This is a genomic window from Streptomyces sp. NPDC052101 (assembly GCF_040680235.1).
GTDB lineage: Bacteria > Actinomycetota > Actinomycetes > Streptomycetales > Streptomycetaceae > Streptomyces.
Genome location: NZ_JBFAWH010000023.1, coordinates 100,641 through 118,778, shown reverse-complemented (window position 1 = coordinate 118,778; position 18,138 = coordinate 100,641). Strand labels below are relative to the sequence as shown.

Below are 18,138 nucleotides of genomic sequence, written 5' to 3'. Positions count from 1 at the left end.
GGGCTTTCCTCCGGGCTTCCCTTCGTTCTTGCGTTTCCGACTCTATCAGATCTTTTCTCGATCCGATTTCCTCGGTGCTTTCCAGGTTCTCGCTTAGCTTTCGCTCGGCGTTTCCCTTTCCGGCGGTTCCGACTCTATCAGATCCTTTCGGCGTCTGACTCCCAGTCAGGGGGGCTTGTCTTCCCGGCCGTTGGGCCGTTCCGACGTCTCAAACCTTAGCGGATCCGCTCGGCGATTCCCAATCGGGCCGCCGGGCTTCCATTCGAATTGAATTCGGGCACGCCGAAATCAACCCGTACGGGAGATCGTGCTGATGATCTGAGGAGTGCCGCTCGAGGCGGCGGAGGTGCTGCCGAAGAACCGTTACGGCCCCGTGGCAACCCGGAGAACTTTACGGAACGGGCAGGAGCGCGTCAACCCTCTCCCGTCAAGATCTTTTCCAACAACCTCAGTCGAGGTCGCTGAGGCGACCGCCGGCGTCCGGCTGGGCGTGCTCGACCCTGCGCAGGAGCCTGGTCAGGACCTCTCCGAGCACCGCGCGCTCCGCCGGGGTGAGGTCCTGGAGGAGGTCCTCCTCGAAGACGGTCGCCAGGCGCATCGCCTCCAGCCACTTCTCACGGCCCTCGGGGGTCAGCTCGACAATCACCCGAACGCGGTTGGACTCGTCACGCTCCCGGGTGACGAGCCCCTCGGTGACCATGCGGTCGATCCGGTGGGTCATCGCGGCCGGTGTGAGGCCGAGGCGCTTGGCGAGGTCGCTGGGGCCCAAGCGGTAGGGGGCACCGGAGAGGACCAGCGCCTTGAGGACCTCCCACTCGGCGTTGCTGATGCCGAGGGCAGAGGTCTGGCGGCCGTAGGCGACGTTCATCCGGCGGTTGAGCCGGGACAGCGCCGACACGATCTTCTCCACCTGGGGGTCCAGCGCCTGGAACTCGCGCTGGTAGGCGGCGATCTGCTCTTCGAGGGTCGGCTCTGTGACGTCGGGGGCGGTGTCGGCCATGGGCGCAGTATGGCACGCAGCCCCTTTGCCTTGAAGTCCTTCACTGTGTAGTCTTTAGCTTCGAACTTTAGCTTTGAAGTCTTCAGATCTAACTAGTGAGAGAGGTGAACGTGACCAGGGCGATGGGCGCAGCGATGCGCCGGATCCACGTGGGCAACGCACTCAGCGCCTTCGGGCTCGGCTTCACGGTCCCGTACCTGTACGTCTATGTGGCGCAGGTGCGGGGTCTGGGCGCCATGACGGCGGGACTCGTGCTCGCCGTCTTCGCCGTGGCCGCGCTGATCGTGCTGCCGTTCGCCGGCCGGGCGATCGTGCGGCGCGGCCCTCTGCCGGTCCTGCTCGCCGCCCTGGTCACCGCCGCGCTCGGCGCGCTGAGCCTGGGCCTCGCGGGCAGCGCCGCCGCCGTACTGCTGTCGGCCTCGGCGCTCGGTGCCGGGCAGGCCGTGATGCAGCCGGCGCTGGCGACGATGATCGTGGACTGCTCGTCGGCCGACACGCGGTCGCGGGCGTTCGCGATGCAGTTCTTCCTGCAGAACCTGGGGCTCGGTGTCGGTGGGCTCATTGGCGGTCACCTCGTCGACACCACGCGCGTGTCGTCGTTCACGCTGCTGTTCGCGATCGAGGCGGCGATGTTCCTGCTGCTGGTCGTGGTGATGGCGACCGTGCGGATGCCGCACTCGCCGAAGCTGGAGGACGCGCCGGCGCAGTCGGCGAAGGGCAGCTGGAAGCGGCTGCTCGGGAACCGGGCGATGGTGCAGCTGTGTGTGCTGGGCTTCGTGCTGTTCTTCGCCTGCTACGGCCAGTTCGAGTCCGGGCTGAGCGCGTACGGCGTCGAGGCCGCCGGGATATCCACGTCCGCGCTGGGGACGGCCCTGGCCGCGAACACGCTGATGATCGTGGTGGCCCAGTTCGCCGTGCTGAGGTTCGTGGAGCGGCATCGGCGGTCCCGGGTGATCGCCGGTGTCGGGCTGATCTGGGCCGTCGCCTGGCTGGCCGCGGGGTACGCGGGGCTGGGCCACGGCAGCCAGGAGATGGCGACGGCCGCGTTCGTGTCGACGTACGCGCTGTTCGGGCTGGGTGAGGCGATGCTGTCGCCGACGGTTGCTCCGCTGGTGGCCGATCTGGCGCCGGAGGGGATGGCCGGTCAGTACAACTCGGCGTTTGCGCTGGTCAAGCAGCTGGCGTTGGCCGTTGGGCCGGCCGTGGGCGGGCCGCTGGGGGCCTCGCTGCACGCGCCGTACATCGTGACGTTCCTGCTGTTCTCGCTGGGGATCACGGTGCTGGCGCTGCGGCTGGGGCGGCGGCTTACGGATGTGCAGGACCGGCCTTGGCTGGCGCGCGGGACTCGGGTGGTCACGCGCGGCGGTGCGCCTGCCGAGCCGGTGACCGCGGAGGCGTAAGGCACCCGGTGCTGGTGCGGGGCACGTCCGGGGCGCTGCTCGCTGTGAGGTGCCGCTGCGCCCCGAACACGGCGGCCCCGCACCCTCACGGCGCCTAGCCCTTCGGCAGTACGAACTCGCACCACACGGCCTTGCCGCCGCCAGGCGTTCTGCGGCAGCCCCAGTGGGATGCGATCGTCGCGACGATGGCGATGCCGCGGCCCGACTCGTCGCCCGGCTCTGCGCGGCGGCGGCGCGGCAGGTGGTCGTCGCCGTCCGTGACCTCGATGATCAGGCGGCGGTCGGTGCGGCGGAGCCGGAGCCGCATGGGTGGGGTGCCGTGTTGGAGGGAGTTGGCGACCAGCTCGCTCGCGGCGAGGACGCCGAGGTCGTGCAACTCGACCGGGAAGCGCCAGCTCGTCAGCACGCCGGAGGCGAACGCACGGGCGCGGGGAGCCGCTTCGATGCCGCCGAGGAGTTCCAGCGCCGCGTTGCGGAAGAGGTCACCGTCGGGGCCCGTACGCGCCGGGTGCTGGAGGACGAGGACGGCGACGTCGTCGTCGTGGTCGGCGGTGACGCCGGCCGAGCGGACCAGGCGGTCGCAGACGACCTGCGGGGTGCCGGTCGCGCCGGCCAGGGCGTGTTCCAGGGAGGCGATTCCCTCGTCCAGGTCCTCGTCGCGGCGTTCGACCAGGCCGTCCGTGTAGAGGACCGCGGTCGACCCGGGGCCCAGCGCGATCGAACCCGACGCGTGCATCCAGCCGCCGGTGCCGAGTGGTGGGCCGGTGGGTTCGTCGGCGCGGGAGACCGTGCCGTTCTCGTCGCGGACCAGGATCGGCAGGTGCCCGGCGGAGGCGTACACCAGTCGGCCCTCGTTGGGGTCGTGGACGGCGTAGACACAGGTGGCGATCTGGTTGGCGTCGATCTCGGTGGCGAGGCCGTCGAGGAGCTGGAGCACCTCGTGCGGGGGCAGGTCGAGGCGGGCGTAGGCGCGGACGGCCGTGCGGAGCTGGCCCATGACCGCGGCCGCGCGGACGCCCCGGCCCATCACGTCGCCGATGACCAGCGCCGTACGGCCGCCGCCCAGGGTGATGACGTCGTACCAGTCGCCGCCGACGGCCGCTTCCGTGCCGCCCGGATGGTAGGTGGCGGCGATGCGCAGGTCGTCGGGTTGTTCCAGTTCCTGGGGCAGGAGGGAGTGCTGGAGGGTGACCGCTGTCTCGCGCTGGCGGCGCTCGCTGGCGCGCAGCCGTTCGGCGGCCTCGGCGTGGTCGGTGACGTCGGTGGCGAAGACGAGGACGCCGCCGTCGCGGTCGCCGTCCTCGGCGACAGGGGTGCAGGTGAAGGTGTAGGAGCGGCCGTCGACGGCCTTGCGGGACTTCAGGGTGCGGGGCTTGCCGCTGCGCAGCACCTGGTCGAGGAGCGGGAGCAGGCCCAGTTCGGAGAGTTCGGGCAGCGCCTCGCGGGCGGGGGAGCCGGTGGGGCGGGCGCCGAAGGCCGTCGTGTAGGCGTCGTTGACATAGGCGATGCGGTGGTCCGGGCCGTACACGAGCGCGACCAGGGCGGGGACGCGGTCCAGGACGTCGCGCGCGGGCAGCTCGTCGACGGCGGGCACCGGGGGTGTCTCGCCGGCCGGCTGTTCGGCGCGGGCCGCGGGCACGGAGCCTTCCCCCCGCCGGTCCGGGGAGACCGGGGTCTCGGTCCGCGCGGCGGCGCGGCGCTGCGTTCCGGGGAGCCGGGCGCTCCAGCGCGTGAAGTTCACTTGGGAAGAAGCCTCGTGGGTGCTCAGGACGGGTGGGTGGTCCGTCCGCGGACGTGGGGCAGTCTGGCAGGGGGCGCGCCGCGGCGACATCCGTCAGACGCCTGGGCGAGCCGGGGAGTTCCTGGGTCCGGTCAGGACGACCCCTTCGGGTCGTCCGAGGGGCTGTGAGGAGGCTTTCCACCGGCCGCGAGTTCGAACTCCGCTCGCGGATGTTCGAGTGAACCGAGCGAGACGATCTCCCTCTTGAAGAGTCCGGCAAGGGTCCATTCCGCCAGGACCCGGGCTTTCCGGTTGACGGTGGGCACCCTGCTGAGGTGGTAGACGCGGTGCATGAACCAGGCAGGGTAGCCCTTCAGCTTGCGGCCGTAGACCTGGGCGACGCCCTTGTGCAGGCCGAGGGAGGCGACCGAGCCGACGTACTTGTGGGCGTACGTCTGCAGGGGTTCGCCGCGCAGCGCGTGGGCGATGTTGTCGCCGAGGGTGCGGGCCTGGCGTACGGCGTGCTGGGCGTTGGGGGCGGTCTCGGTGCCCGGCTCGGCGGCGGTGACGTCGGGTACGGCCGCCGCGTCTCCGGCCCCCCAGGCGTGTTCCGTGCCGTCGACGGTCAGCTGGGCGGTGCATTTGAGCCGGCCGCGGTCGGTGAGCGGCAGATCGGTGGCGGCGAGCAGCGGGTGCGGTTTGACGCCGGCGGTCCACACGACCGTACGGGTCGGGAAGCGCTGGCCGTCGCTGAGGACGGCGACACGGCCGGCGCAGGAGTCCAGGCGGGTGCCGAGGAGGACCTGGATGTTGCGGCGGCGCAGCTCGGTGACGGTGTAGCGGCCCATCTCCTCGCCGACCTCGGGCAGGATGCGGTCGGAGGCCTCCACCAGGATCCATTTCATGTCCTCGGGGCGGACATTGTGGTAGTAGCGCGCGGTGTAGCGGGCCATGTCCTCCAGTTCCGCGAGTGCCTCCACGCCCGCGTAGCCGCCGCCCACGAAGACGAAGGTGAGGGCGGCGTCGCGGATCGCGGGGTCGCGGGTGGAGGAGGCGATGTCCATCTGCTCGATGACGTGGTTGCGCAGGCCGATGGCCTCTTCGACGGTCTTGAAGCCGATGGCGTACTCGGCGAGGCCCGGGATGGGCAGCGTGCGGGAGATCGAGCCGGGGGCGAGCACCAGTTCGTCGTAGCCGAGGAGTTCGGCCGCTCTGCCCTCCTCGGCGGTGGCGAGCGTGGAGACGGCGGCGGTGCGCACCGCGTGGTCGATGGCGGTGACCTCTCCGATGACGACGTGGCACTGGTCCAGGAGGCGGCGCAGCGGTACGACGACATGACGAGGGGAAATCGAACCCGCGGCCGCTTCGGGAAGGAACGGCTGGTACGTCATGTAGGGGTCGGGGGTGACGACCGTGATCTCGACCTCACCCCGCTTCAGCTCGCTCTTCAGCTTCCGCTGGAGACGCAGGGCCGTGTACATCCCGACGTAGCCGCCGCCGACAACCAGAATGCGCGCACGTTCCTTCACCATCCCATGACGCACCCGGCGCAGTTGTTTGTCCACAGCCCCGGCAATTTGTGTGACTGGCGGCCGGGTGTGCCCGCGGTCGGCGCCGGTGTCGGGACGGGACGAAAGGGGGCAGGTCAGCGGGGGCGGGCGATGGGGCGCGAAGGTGAGGAAAGGGGACGTACGAGACCCGTACTCCGATCGGGGGGCGCACTGTGCGGAACCTGCCCCTTCTGAATTGACTTCCTCTCAACTATGTTCGTGTGTCGACGGGGTGTAGGGAATGTGGTCGAACGGGTATCGCGACGGGCGGACCCGGTCGAGACCGAGGTCAGTTCCACGCACTCCCGATTCAGTGACGGGGAGAGTCTCCGGGGGGAGACGTCATTACCGGGGGAACACATGCATGTTCAGGACACACATTGGTCATCCGCAGCCGCCATCGCGTCCGCAGGCGGGGCGGTGAGCCCGGCGGCGGGCAACGGACGCGGGGACGGGTCGCGTACGGCGCCGCTGCGGGTCGACGCACAGCGCAATCTGGAGCACGTGCTGCGTGCGGCGCGTGAGGTCTTCGGCGAGCTGGGCTACGGCGCGCCGATGGAGGACGTGGCGCGGCGCGCGCGGGTCGGGGTCGGCACGGTGTACCGGCGCTTTCCCAGCAAGGACGTGCTGGTCCGGCGGATAGCCGAGGAGGAGACGGCACGGCTGACCGAGCAGGCGCGGACCGCGCTCGGGCAGGAGGACGAGCCGTGGTCGGCGCTGTCGCGGTTCCTGCGGACCTCGGTGGCGTCGGGGGCGGGGCGGTTGCTGCCGCCCCAGGTGCTCGTCGGCTCCACGGGTTCGGCCGGGTCGGGTGCTTCGGCGGGCGCCGCTGAAGAGGCCCGGGTGCCTCAGCAGCGGGTGCAGCCGGGGGCGGGTGAGCTTCGGCTGGTGCCCGGAGAAGCCTCCGGTGCTGCCGATGACAGCGGGGTCAGGGCGTTGCTCGAAGTGGTCGGGCAGCTGGTGGAGCGGGCTCGGGCGGCCGGGGAACTGCGGGCGGATGTGTCCGTGTCCGATGTGCTGCTGGTGATCGCCACGGCGGCGCCGTCCCTGCCGGATCCGACGCAGCAGGCCGCTGCGAGTGCGCGGCTGCTGGACATTCTGCTGGAGGGGCTTCGGTCTCGGCCGATGTAGGGGCCGGGGTCGGTTCGGAGTGGGCGGTGCATGTGGTCGTCGGACTGCGGGTGCGTGGGGGCTGGTCGCGCAGTTCCCCGCGCCCCCGGGGAAGCTGCCGCGCCGCCTGCGCCAGAGGCGTCCCCGTGTCTGAGGCATTCCGTCTCGCAGCTCACCCGTCTTGCGGCTCACCCGTTCGGGTAGTGGTCGTAGGTCTGTGCTGGCCAGGGCCCTCGGATGAGTGGATGCGGTGAACAGGGGGTCCTTGAACAAAAGGCAATGTGGCACTCTGAGCCGGTGACGGGTTGGGCTGGGCCGGCGTCGGGGGCTTTCCGCGATGAGCGTTGACGGGTGGGACGAGTCACGCGGTGACGACGCGGGCGCGGAGTCCGCCACCGGGCCGACCTCGCCCCAGGTACCGCGTCAGGTGCCCCATCAGGGCGGCCGTCCGGCTTCCTCCGGCGGGCGGAGCCACGAGAGCGTACCGGCCCAGCGCGAGGGCAGTGCGCTGCCGCCGCCCCGGGAGGGGCCGCCCGACGACGGCAAGCTGATCGAGCGGATGCGCGGCGGTGACGACTCCGCGTACGAGGAGCTGTACCGGCGGCATGCGGACGCCGTACGGCGGTACGCCCGCACCTGCTGCCGGGACGGGCACACCGCCGACGACCTCACCGCCGAGGTGTTCGCCCGGATGCTGCAGGCGGTGCGCGGGGGATCCGGTCCCCGGCACGCCGTCCGCGCCTATCTGCTGACGTCCGTGCGGCGCGTCGCCGCGCACTGGACCAGGTCCGCCCGGCGTGAGCAGCTCGTCGACGACTTCGCCACCTTCGCCCAGCAGGCCGCCCGGGGCTCGGAGGCCGCCGCCGACGACACACTGGGCCTCGGCGCCGATGTGCGCGCGATGCACGAGGCCGAGCAGTCCATGGCCATGCGGGCCTTCCGCTCGCTGCCCGAACGCTGGCAGGCCGTGCTGTGGCACACCGAGATCGAGGACGAGTCCCCGAGCGATGTGGCCGTGCTGTTCGGACTGGACGCCAACGGCACCCGGGTCCTCGCCAGCCGCGCGCGCGAGGGCCTGAAGCAGGCCTATCTCCAGGCCCACGTCAGCGCCTCGCTCTCCGGTGACGAGGAGTGCGCCCGCTACGCCGACCAGCTCGGCGGCTACGCCCGCCGCAAACTGCGCGTCCGCGCCGAGCGGGGCCTGCGCAAGCACCTGGAGGAATGCGGCAGGTGCCGGCTGGCGGCCGCGCAGATCGAAGAGGTCGCCGGCGGTATCCCCGGTGTCGTCCCGGTCGCGGTCATCGGCTGGTTCGGGGCCGCCGGGTACGCCAAGGCGCTCGGGATCGTCGCCGGCAGCGCCGGGGTCGGGGCGGCGGGTGCGGCTGCCGCGGCCACCGGGTCGTCCGGCGGGGCCGGTGGCGCGGGCGGGGCCGCGGCCTCGGAGGGGCTCGGGGCGCCGGTGAAGGCGGGGATCGCGGCCGGTGTGGTCGCGGTGGCCGCCGCCGCGGTGGCCCTGGCGCTGGTGAACGACAGCCATCCGCCGGCGAAGGAGGTGGCGAAGCCCGCGCCGTCCGCGCCGGTCGTGCAGCCCCCGGCGCCGAAGCCGACCCCGTCGCGGAAGAAGCCCTCACCGGCGCCGGTGGTGCTCGCCCCGGAGCGGGCCCCCACCCCGGCACCGACGCCCACGCCGAAACCTTCGCCCAAGCCGACGCCCAGGCCCCGGCCGACTCCCACCCCCACCCCCACGCCGCCGCCCCCCGCACCGACGCCGCCACCGACCCCGGCGCCCACTCCGCCGCCGACGCCCACCGTCTACGAGGTGAGCGACCTCAGCTACGACGTCGACGGCGACGGCACCCGGCCCGTGATCCAGCTCGGCGAGAGCAGCTGGGTGTGGCAGCGCTACGGCATGTCGATCGGCGGCAAGCAGTACGCGCGCGGGGTGACCGTGCACGGCGAGTCCTCCGTGACCGTCGCGCTCAACCGGCAGTGCACCGCCTACGACGCGCTGGCGGGCGTGGACGACATGACGCTCGGCCTCGGCAAGGTGTCCTTCTCCGTCTACGCCGACGGGGTCCGGCTGTGGCAGTCCGGCATGGTCAAGGGACGTGACCAGGTCGTGCCCGTCCATGTGGACCTGTCCGGGCGCAGGACCGTACGGCTCGTCGTGCAGCCGCACAGCAACTTCCTCGACCGGGCGGCCCTCGCGGACTGGGCGGAGTCCCGGTTCACCTGCCGGTAGAGCCGGGAGGCTGGCGCAGCCGGGAGACTGGTGAAGCCACGGACGCCGTGGCTGGTCGGGGCCGCCGTGGCTAGCCGGGCTCGGTGGTCGTCTCCGTGGCGCCCAGGTCCCGCAGTACATCGGCCGCGTCGAGGGTCGCGCCCCGGGCGCGCTCGGCCGCGTACCGCTCGGCCGGCAGGGCAGCGCGGGCCTCGGCCTGCGCCTGGGTGGCCTCGCTGTGCTCCGGCTCGGGACGGAGATTGCCGTCACGCCAGTGGTCCGCGGCGGCGAACAGCCGTACCGCACCGGCCAGGTCGCCGCCCCGGGCGCGCAGACCGGCCGCGATGTCCACCAGTCCCGCCGTGATCGACTCCGCGCAGCGCTGGGCCACGGCCTCGCGGAGCGCCTCGGCGACGATCGGCAGACCGTGCGCGGGGCCCGACTCGGCGGCGGCCAGCAGCGCCTCGACGGTGCGCAGGGCCGCCATGAACTGCGGTGGCGGGGTGCCGCGGTGCGTCACCACGCGCGACGCCTCGTACAGCTCGCGGGCGGCTGCGGTGTCCCCGTCGTGCAGGGCGATGTGGGCGCGCATCAGCAGCACGAAGTCACGCGATTCCGGCACGGCGTACCGGTCGGCGGCCGCTGCCGCCTCGTCCAGGGCTGCCAGCGCGGTCTTCGGGTCGCCGGAGCGGTAGGCGATCTCGGCGAGCCGGGCCATCAGGAACGGCGACTCGGCGTAGGCACCCACCTCGTAGGCGAGGCGGAGCGCCTCCTCGTACTCACCGCGGGCCTCGCCGAACCTGCCGCGTGCCATGGCTGCCTCGCCGGCCGCGCTGCACACCTGGGCGCGCATCCAGCGGTCCCCGACGCGCCGGCTGAGCGTCCGCAGCTCGGCGAGATCCTCGTCCACGCCCCGCAGGTTGCCCGGGGAGTCGACGGTCATGTGGGTGCGGTACATCAGGGAGACGCCGATCTCCCAGTCGCCGCCGTACGCACGGCAGTTGGCGACGGCCGCGGCCATGTCGGGGCCGACGTCGATGGAGCCGCTCAGGTAGTAGGAGGTCAACGGCCAGACGATGCCCGGGAGCCGGGCGGACCGGGGACCGCCGTGCTCGAAGGCGGCCCGGACGCGCGCGATGTACTCCGGGGCGCGCGGGTCGGCCGCGAGATGCCCGGTGCCGGTCTCGGAGGTCAGGAACAGGTGGAGCATCCGCAGATCCATCCGCAGATCCCGCAGCGGATGCCCGGCCTCGCCGTCGGGCGCGGCGAGGAGGGCGCCCACCGGGTCGGCCGACTCCACCAGCTCCATCAGCCCCGTCGCCCTCCCGCCGGCTGCGGGGTCCTGCGGTGCGTCCGAGGTCGCCAGGGTGTCGAGGGCCGCGCTCAGGCGCAGGACGAGCCGGACCCGGGACACCGCCTCCTGACGGTGGTTGCGCAGCCACCAGAACCAGCCGATGGCCAGGACGATCGCCCCCGCCTCCGGCTCGTCGCCGGCGCGCACGGCCCGGTCCAGGGCCGCCCGGATGTTGTCCAGCTCGCTCTCCAGACGGGAGATCCAGGGGAGCTGGTCCGCCGACCTCAGACGCGGCTCGGCCTCCTCGACCAGCGCCCGCACCCACGCGCGGTGCCGTCGCTCGGTGGCGGCGCGCAGCCCGGGGACCTCGGCCGCGCGCTCGGTGGCGTACTCGTGGATGGTCTCCAGCATGCGGTAGCGCATGCCGCCGCCGGAGGCGTCCGGAGCGGCGATGACCAGGGACTTGTCGACCAGGGCGCCGATCAGGTCGGCCGCCGGGCCGGTGCACACGGCCTCGGCGGCCGCGAGGTCCCAGCCGCCGGCGAACACCGACACCTCGCGCAGCACCGTGCGCTCGCGCTCGTCCAGCAGGTCCCAGGACCAGTCGACGACCGCGCGCAGGGTCTGCTGGCGGGGCAGCACCGTGCGGCTTCCGGAGGTGAGCAGGCGGAAGCGGTCGTCGAGCCGGTCGGCGATCTGCCGCGGGGTCAGCAGCCTGAGCCGGGCGGCGGCCAGCTCGATGGCCAGCGGCAGCCCGTCCAGCCGGCGGCAGATCTCCGCCACGGCCCCGGTGTCGGCGAGCACCGCGGCGGCGTCGGGACGGACGGCCTTCGCGCGCTCGGCGAACAGCCGGTGCGCCTGCTCCGGGACGAGGGGCTCGACCGGGCGCACCGACTCACCGGGGACACCCAGGGGTTCACGGCTGGTCGCGAGGATCGTGAGCCCGGGGCAGTGGGTGAGGAGGGTCTCGGCGAGGGCGGCTGCCGCGCCGATGACATGTTCGCAGTTGTCAAGGACCAGGAGTTGGCTGCGCGGGGCGCAGTACTCGATCAGCTGGGCGACGGGGTCGTCCTGCTGGGGCGCCAGCTCGTTGGTCAGCAGTGCGGTCTCGCGCAGACCGAGGGCGCTGACCACCGCGCCGGGCACCGCCTCCGGATGGTCGAGCGGGGCCAGCTCGACCAGCCATGCCGCGGGGAGCGCTGCGGCGGCCTCCTCGGCGAGGCGGGTCTTTCCGGAGCCGCCCGGTCCGGTGAGCGTGACGAGGCGGGCCCTGTGCAAGTCGGAACGAATGGCTTCGAGTTCTGGTTCCCGCCCGACGAACGATGTCAGGCGGGGGCGGATGTTGCCGGTGCGCTCGGGGGGTTGAGCGGACGCCGACGGCTTCGGCGGCTCCGGATCCGGCTGTGGGTGCGGGTTCGGCTGTGGAGTCGGCCGCGGGTGTGGTTCCCGCTGTGTGAGCAACGACCTGTGCAGGGCCTTGAGTTCCCGGCCCGGGTCGGTGCCGAGGGTGTCGGCGAGGGTGCGGCGGGCGGACTCGTAGGCGGCGAGGGCGTCGGCGGTGCGGCCCGTGTCGCGCAGGGCGCGGATGAGCAGGGCGTGCAGCGGCTCGTCCAACGGGTGGGCCGCCGTCAGCTCCGTCAGCTCCGGTACGACGTCGGGAGCGCGGCCGAGGTCGAGGGCGGCGGCGGCCCGGGCGCGGGTCGCCGCCAGGCGCAGGGCCTCCGGGCGGGTGGCGGCGGTGCGGTCGGGGAGATCGGCGAGGGCGGGGCCGTGCCAGAGGGCGAGGGCCTCGGTGAGGGTGCGGTGGGCGGTGGCCGGGTCGGCTGTGGCGAGGGCCTCGGTGCCGGTGCGGACGAGACGTTCGAAGGCGTACAGGTCCACGTCGTCCTCGGTCGCCTCCAGGCGGTAGCCGCCCGCGGTGAAGGCGATGGTGTGACGGCCGAGGGTGCGGCGGAGGCGGCCGACGAGGGCCTGGAGAGCGGCGGGGGCGTCGTGGGGTGGGTCGTCCGCCCAGATCTCGTCGATCAGGGTTTCGGGGGTGGTGGTGCGGGAGGGGCGCAGGGCGAGGGCGGTGAGCAGTGTGCGCAGGCGGGGGCCGCCGATGGGTATGGGGATGCCCTGGTCGTCCGCCGCCTGGGTCACGCCCAGGATCCTGTACCGCACCTGGTCATTGTCGCGGGGGGTGCGGGGTGGTGCGACGGGGTTTCACCGCTTCGCTCGCCCGCGCTGTCCCGCGGCTACGGCCGCGCCCGGCAGTCGGCGGCGCGGCAGTTCCCTGGCCGCTCAGGCGCCGGAGGCCAAGGCTCCCCGCCTCGGCTGGATGCCGGAGGGCACCGCGCGGGCGCGGGCCGGTGTCCCCGTCCAGCAGGTTCCCCGGCGGGAGAGGAGGCGGTGGAGCCACAGTTCGAGGGAGATGAGGTCGGCGAGGCCGTCCAGGGGGACGGGGTCGCCGGCGGCGGCCGCGCTCAGGGCCTCGCGGATGACACGGGCCTCCACCAGGCCGGCGTCGGCCAGCAGGGGGGTGGAGAAGAGGTCCAGCAAGGGGTCCGCCGATACGCGCAGGCCCGCACGTGCGGCTGCCGCCGAGGAGGCGTGGGAGGGGGCGCCCCAGCCGGGCGGGAGGTCGGTGACGCCGGCGCCCTCCAGGACCGTACGGAGAATCGAGGAACGAGCGCCTGGCTGGACGCGCAGGGCCTCCGGGAGGGCACGACAGGCGCGGACGACCTGGTTGTCGAGGAACGGCGCGTGCAGGCGCTGGGAGCGGATCTCGGCGGCCTGTTCCAGGACGCGCAGGTCGGCGGCGTGGCGGGCGAGGGCGGCACGCGCGCGGTAGTCGCCGGGGCGCTGCACGCCGGTTGCCGAGCGGACCGCCTCCGACTGGAGCAGAACCGATACTTCGGCCAGCGCCTCCCCGGTCAGCCAGCGGGCCGCCGGCCCCGGTCCGGCCCAGGTCAGTGCGGCGAGGGAGGCGCCGACGGCCCCCTTGGGCTCGTCGAAGCGGCGCCGCATCAGCCGCTCGGCCAGCGCCTCCAGGCCGCCCCGGTAGGGCGTGCGGGCGAGCCGGCGGGCGGCGCCGTACACGCGCGCGGGGACCATCACCGAGCCGTCGGCCTTGGCGAGGGCCGCGACCGGGCGGACCAGATGGCGCCGTTTGCGGTCCATGAGGAGGTCGGCGAGGCGGGCGGGGTGGGCGTCCAGGACCTGGCGGGCGCCGTGGCCGGTGAAGTGGTCGGCGCTGCCGGCGGCGAGCCGGGCGCGGTGCCGGGCGGCCGTGACCAGCGAGGGTCCGGGTTCGTCGGTGAGGGGGCCGTCGAGGTCGGCGTACGGCAGGGTCTCCTCGGCGCCGGTGACGACGACGTGGTGCAGGCGCGGGTTCGCGGCGAGGGCTCCGGCGCGTTCGACCTCGGCCTCGCGGCCGCCGACGGCCAGGTCGTTGAAGGTGACGGCGAGGAGCCGCTCGCCCGCGCCCGTGCCGTGGCCCAGCAGCGTGCCGGGTCTGCCGGGCAGCCCCGCGGCGAGCAGCGCGAGGGTGCCGGAGGCGGGGCCGCCGGAGAGGTCGGCGCCGATGCCGGGCACGGGCATGCCGCGCCGGGCCCGCCGCTCGGCCGGGCCCATGCCGGGCACCGGACCGGGGTCGAGGTCGGGCACGTGGCGCGGGGCGGACAGCCGGGTGCGGACTGCCTCGACCAGGGCGTCGCGTACGGCGTCCACGGCGCGGTCGCTGTCGGCCTGGGGCGCGGCCACGGCGAGGGAGGCGACCGGCTCGTACCCGGCGATCTCGCGCGCCCCGGCGCGCAGCACGAGCGCATGCCCCGGCGGAACGCGCCGTACGCCCTCGTACGGGGTGGTGTCTCGCAGCGCGGCCGGTACGTCGGGGGCGGCGAGCAGGGCGGCCAGGTGGCCGAAGTCGAGGTTGGCCTCGACGAGGTCGGCGAGGGGCAGCGCTGCGGTGGCGTAGGCCGTGCCGCCGGCCCAGGGGGTGTGGAACACCGGGCGGGCGCCGGCGAGATCGCCGCAGACGGTGATGCGGCGGCCGACCTGGACGACGGCCGTGTAGCTGCCCGGCCAGGTGGTCAGATGGCGCAGCGCGCCCCCGCGCGCGGTGAACAGGCCGCGCCGCAGCTCCTCGTCGGAGGCGCCGCAGATGCCGAGGACGGCGATGCGGTTGTCCGCGTCGGCCCTCACCACGCGGACCTCGTCCGGGCGCCAGTCGCCGACGGCCCACAGCGGATCCGGGTCGCCCCACAGGAGTTGGGAGCCGACCGGGTGCAGGGTCTCACCGTCGTAACCGGTGGCGCCCGCGCTGCCGATCCCGGCGACGCCCGCGGCGGTGCTGCTCCAACCCACCAACCACCGCATCGACGCCTCCACAGGCTGTGGACAACAGTGCTCCCTGAGAACTGGATCCTCATGCTGCCATGAAAGACGCGCTGTGGAGGGGCGGCGGCACCGGCTTCGATCGAGGCAAGCCCGAGCCGAACGTGCGGGGAGACCAGGAGGAGTCGACGGACGCGGGCCCTGCCGGACGTCGGCTGTTCACGAGAAGTACGACGCGAATGCGCCCCCTGTGCGCTCCCTCAAGACGCCCTTAGCGCCCTGAAGTTGCATGGTCGCAGCGGAAATTCAACCCTGTCGAGCGGGGTCGATTTTCGGCCAAACATAGGAAGCGGCACAGAATTTGAGCACGCTCCGTACAGGCCTTCGGAGAGCGCGGCGGCGCGGACACGCGCACAGTCCGGGAGGCGGGCATCGCCTCCCGGACCGGTCCGCCACCCGCGGGGATGAAGGTGGCGGTGTCCCCCAGCCCACTGGATCCAGTACAGCGGGCCGACCCACGCAAGAGCCATGGAACCGCTCCCCCGGTGGCCGGAGAAGAGCGCACGGACAGGCGCACGGCCACACATGCGGGGGCACGCGGCGACAGGCCGTGCACGGTGCGTACATGACCGCACTTCCGTACGGACCACAATCCCGCCATCCGGAACAATGCCCCTTAACGCTTGGGATGCGGCGAACTACGCTGGGTTTACGAATGCCGAGTGGTTATGCCAGCGCGGCAGCCGTCTGTGTCGAGGGGTGGCGCATGTCCAGGGAGCAACGCGGGCCGAACGAAAAGCTCGGCGCCGTTCTCGCCCTCGCGGGAATCAGCAACGCAGGACTCGCGCGACGCGTCAACGACCTTGGCGCACAACGCGGGTTGACTCTTCGCTACGACAAGACCTCCGTGGCGCGATGGGTGTCGAAGGGGATGGTGCCGCAGGGTGCGGCGCCGCACCTCATCGCCGCCGCCATCGCCCAGAAGCTCGGCCGCCCGGTGCCGCTCCACGAGATCGGCCTGGCGGACGCGGATCCCGCGCCCGAAGTGGGCCTCGCCTTCCCCAGAGACGTCGGGCAGGCGGTGCGGTCGGCGACGGAGCTGTACCGTCTCGACCTCGCCGGGCGCCGGGCCGGCTCCGGCGGCATCTGGCAGTCCCTCGCCGGATCGTTCGCAGTGAGCGCATACGCAACGCCTGCCTCACGGTGGCTGATAACCCCCGCCGACAGCTCGGTCGCGCGGGAGACGGGCTCCACCGAGGGTTCCGGCGCACCGATCAAAGTCGGCCACAGCGATGTACGCAAGCTGCGGGAGGCCGCCGAGGACGCGCGGCGCTGGGACTCCAAGTACGGCGGCGGGGACTGGCGTTCGTCGATGGTGCCGGAGTGCCTGCGGGTGGAGGCGGCGCCGCTGCTGCTCGGCTCCTACTCCGACGAGGTGGGCCGCGCGCTGTTCGGGGCGTCCGCCGAACTCACCCGGCTCGCCGGATGGATGGCCTTCGACACCGGCCAGCAGGAGGCGGCGCAGCGGTACTACATCCAGGCGCTGCGGCTCGCGCGCGCGGCGGCGGACGTGCCGCTCGGCGGCTATGTGCTCGCCTCCATGTCGCTCCAGGCGACCTATCGCGGCTTCGGCGACGAAGGGGTCGACCTGGCGCAGGCCGCGCTGGAGCGGAACCGGGGGCTGGCGACCGCCCGCACGATGAGTTTCTTCCGGCTGGTGGAGGCGCGGGCGCACGCGCGTGCCGGGGACGCGCAGGCGGCGGGTGCGGCGCTGAAGGCCGCGGAGGGGTGGCTCGAACGATCCCGGGAGGGGGACAACGATCCTTCTTGGCTTGGTTTTTATGGGTATGACCGGTTTGCCGCCGATGCTGCCGAATGCTACCGGGACCTGAAGGCACCCCGGCAGGTGCGGCGCTTCACCGAGCAGGCGCTGTCGAAGCCGACGGAGGAGTTCGTGCGCTCGCACGGGCTGCGGCTGGTGGTGTCGGCCGTCGCCGAGCTGGAGTCCGGCAACCTGGACGCCGCGTGCGAGCAGGGCGTACGGGCCGTGGAGGTGGCCGGGCGGATCTCCTCGGCCCGGACCACCGAGTACGTGAAGGATCTGCTGCACCGACTGGAGCCGTACGGCGACGAGCCGCGGGTGGTGGAGCTGCGGGAGCGGGCCCGGCCGCTGCTGATGGCTCCGGCCTGAGAACCCTCGCCACCTGCGTTTGAAGGCATTGTCAGTGGTGCAGTGCACAAAGGCATTGTCAGTGGCGCAGTGCACTATCGAGGTGGGAGGTGGTGCAGGTGCCGGTCGGGGCGTACGACTGTGATGTGCTCGTCGTGGGCGGGGGGATCGTCGGGCTGTCCACGGCGTATGCGATCACGCGGGCCAAGCCGGGTACGCGGGTCACCGTCCTGGAGAAGGAGCCGGGTCCGGCCCGGCACCAGACGGGGCGCAACAGCGGGGTCATCCACAGCGGCATCTACTACCGGCCGGGCTCGCTCAAGGCGCGGTACGGGGTGCGGGGCGCCGCCGAGATGGTGAAGTTCTGCGCCGAGTACGGCATCGCGCACGCCGTCACCGGCAAGCTGATCGTCGCCACCGAGCGGGACGAGCTGCCGCGCCTGCACGCGCTCGTGCAGCGCGGCCGGGAGAACGGCATTCCGGTGCGGGAGCTGGGCCCCACCCAGATCGGCGAGTACGAGCCGGAGGTCCGCGGCCTCGCCGCCATACACGTCGGTACGACCGGCGTGTGCGACTTCGTGGGGGTCGCCCGGCAGCTCGCGGCGGCGTCGGGAGCCGAGATCCGGTACGGCGCCCGGGTCGTACGGATCGACCGGCGCCCCGATCGCGGTGTGGCCGTGCTCACCTCGGCCGGGGACGTGGTGCGGGGGCGGGTGCTGGTCAACTGCGCCGGGCTGTACTGCGACGAGGTGGCGCGGCTGACCGGGGACGAGCCCGAGGTGCGGATCGTGCCGTTCCGCGGCGAGTACTACGAGCTGGCGCGGCCCGAGCTGGTGCGGGGTCTGGTCTATCCGGTGCCGGACCCGGCCTTCCCGTTCCTCGGGGTCCATCTGACCCGGGGCATCGACGGGGGCGTGCACATCGGACCCAACGCGGTGCCGGCGCTGGCCCGGGAGGGGTACGGCTGGGGGGTCGTACGCCCCCGGGAGCTGGCCGGGACCGTGGCATGGCCGGGGTCGTGGGAGATCGCCCGGCGGCACTGGAGATACGGGGTGGGGGAGCTGCACCGCTCGCTGTCGAAGGGGGCGTTTCTGGAGGCCGTGCGGAGGCTGCTGCCCGGGGTGGAGCCGGACGACCTGGTGCGGGCCCCCGCCGGGGTGCGGGCGCAGGCGGTGTTGCGGGACGGGACGCTGGTGGACGACTTCCTCATACGGGAGGGGAGCCGGGCGGTGCATGTGCTGAACGCACCGTCTCCGGCGGCCACTGCTTCGCTGCCGATCGGGCGGGAGGTCGGGCGTCGGGTGCTGGACATGCTGGAGAGGGCGTCCTCGTAGGGCGCCGTAAAATCGGAAGCAC

At 73.0% G+C, this 18,138-nt stretch carries 10 protein-coding genes; 5 read left to right on the top strand and 5 right to left on the bottom strand.

Going from position 1 to position 18,138, the window contains the following annotated elements; translation table 11 throughout:
* Positions 1–448: 448 nt before the first annotated feature.
* Positions 449–1,000, bottom strand: coding sequence for a MarR family transcriptional regulator (locus AB0L75_RS32235; RefSeq protein WP_365188092.1), 552 nt, complete (start codon positions 998–1,000; stop codon positions 449–451).
* A 110-nt stretch (positions 1,001–1,110) separates the two neighbouring features.
* On the opposite strand from AB0L75_RS32235, the gene AB0L75_RS32230 reads away from it, so the two are divergent.
* On the top strand, positions 1,111–2,400 hold the full coding sequence (locus AB0L75_RS32230) for an MFS transporter (protein ID WP_365188089.1): 1,290 nt from the start codon (positions 1,111–1,113) through the stop codon (positions 2,398–2,400).
* Between the two features lie 94 nt (positions 2,401–2,494).
* On the opposite strand, the gene AB0L75_RS32225 is transcribed toward AB0L75_RS32230, so the two are convergent.
* Together AB0L75_RS32225 and AB0L75_RS32220 are read right to left on the bottom strand one after the other, a co-directional pair.
* A complete protein-coding gene (locus AB0L75_RS32225) occupies positions 2,495–4,141 on the bottom strand; it encodes a SpoIIE family protein phosphatase (protein ID WP_365188086.1) in 1,647 nt (548 codons plus the stop codon).
* A gap of 131 nt (positions 4,142–4,272) precedes the next feature.
* Entirely contained in the window at positions 4,273–5,652 is a 1,380-nt protein-coding gene (locus AB0L75_RS32220) for an NAD(P)/FAD-dependent oxidoreductase (protein ID WP_365188083.1), read from the bottom strand.
* Positions 5,653–6,030: 378 nt separating this feature from the next.
* Here AB0L75_RS32220 and AB0L75_RS32215 point away from each other — a divergent pair, with 378 nt between their 5' ends.
* Together AB0L75_RS32215 and AB0L75_RS32210 are read left to right on the top strand one after the other, a co-directional pair.
* Positions 6,031–6,801 carry a helix-turn-helix domain-containing protein gene (locus AB0L75_RS32215; protein ID WP_365188081.1) on the top strand — a complete coding sequence of 257 codons (771 nt, stop codon included), beginning with the start codon at positions 6,031–6,033 and terminating at the stop codon, positions 6,799–6,801.
* Between the two features lie 316 nt (positions 6,802–7,117).
* The gene (locus AB0L75_RS32210) at positions 7,118–9,022 is read left to right on the top strand and encodes a sigma-70 family RNA polymerase sigma factor (protein ID WP_365188078.1); all 1,905 of its coding nucleotides are present in this window, start codon (positions 7,118–7,120) and stop codon (positions 9,020–9,022) included.
* A gap of 70 nt (positions 9,023–9,092) precedes the next feature.
* On the opposite strand, the gene AB0L75_RS32205 is transcribed toward AB0L75_RS32210, so the two are convergent.
* Together AB0L75_RS32205 and AB0L75_RS32200 are read right to left on the bottom strand one after the other, a co-directional pair.
* On the bottom strand, positions 9,093–12,458 hold the full coding sequence (locus AB0L75_RS32205; protein WP_365188075.1) for a BTAD domain-containing putative transcriptional regulator: 3,366 nt from the start codon (positions 12,456–12,458) through the stop codon (positions 9,093–9,095).
* A gap of 120 nt (positions 12,459–12,578) precedes the next feature.
* Positions 12,579–14,654: an asparagine synthase-related protein gene (locus AB0L75_RS32200; RefSeq protein ID WP_365188072.1), complete on the bottom strand. Its 2,076-nt coding sequence runs from the start codon at positions 14,652–14,654 to the stop codon at positions 12,579–12,581.
* Between the two features lie 724 nt (positions 14,655–15,378).
* Here AB0L75_RS32200 and AB0L75_RS32195 point away from each other — a divergent pair.
* Together AB0L75_RS32195 and lhgO are read left to right on the top strand one after the other, a co-directional pair.
* Positions 15,379–16,803: an MFS transporter gene (locus AB0L75_RS32195; protein WP_365188070.1), complete on the top strand. Its 1,425-nt coding sequence runs from the start codon at positions 15,379–15,381 to the stop codon at positions 16,801–16,803.
* Between the two features lie 89 nt (positions 16,804–16,892).
* A complete protein-coding gene (lhgO, locus tag AB0L75_RS32190) occupies positions 16,893–18,116 on the top strand; it encodes an L-2-hydroxyglutarate oxidase (protein ID WP_365188067.1) in 1,224 nt (407 codons plus the stop codon).
* Positions 18,117–18,138 lie beyond the last annotated feature (22 nt).

Coding starts and splice junctions, on each gene's coding strand:
- AB0L75_RS32235 (WP_365188092.1), bottom strand. CDS start 1,000: ATGGCCGACACCGCCCCCGACGTCACAGAGCCGACCCTCGAAGAGCAG.
- AB0L75_RS32220 (WP_365188083.1), bottom strand. CDS start 5,652: ATGGTGAAGGAACGTGCGCGCATTCTGGTTGTCGGCGGCGGCTACGTC.
- AB0L75_RS32215 (WP_365188081.1), top strand. CDS start 6,031: ATGCATGTTCAGGACACACATTGGTCATCCGCAGCCGCCATCGCGTCC.
- AB0L75_RS32210 (WP_365188078.1), top strand. CDS start 7,118: ATGAGCGTTGACGGGTGGGACGAGTCACGCGGTGACGACGCGGGCGCG.
- AB0L75_RS32200 (WP_365188072.1), bottom strand. CDS start 14,654: ATGCGGTGGTTGGTGGGTTGGAGCAGCACCGCCGCGGGCGTCGCCGGG.
- AB0L75_RS32195 (WP_365188070.1), top strand. CDS start 15,379: ATGTCCAGGGAGCAACGCGGGCCGAACGAAAAGCTCGGCGCCGTTCTC.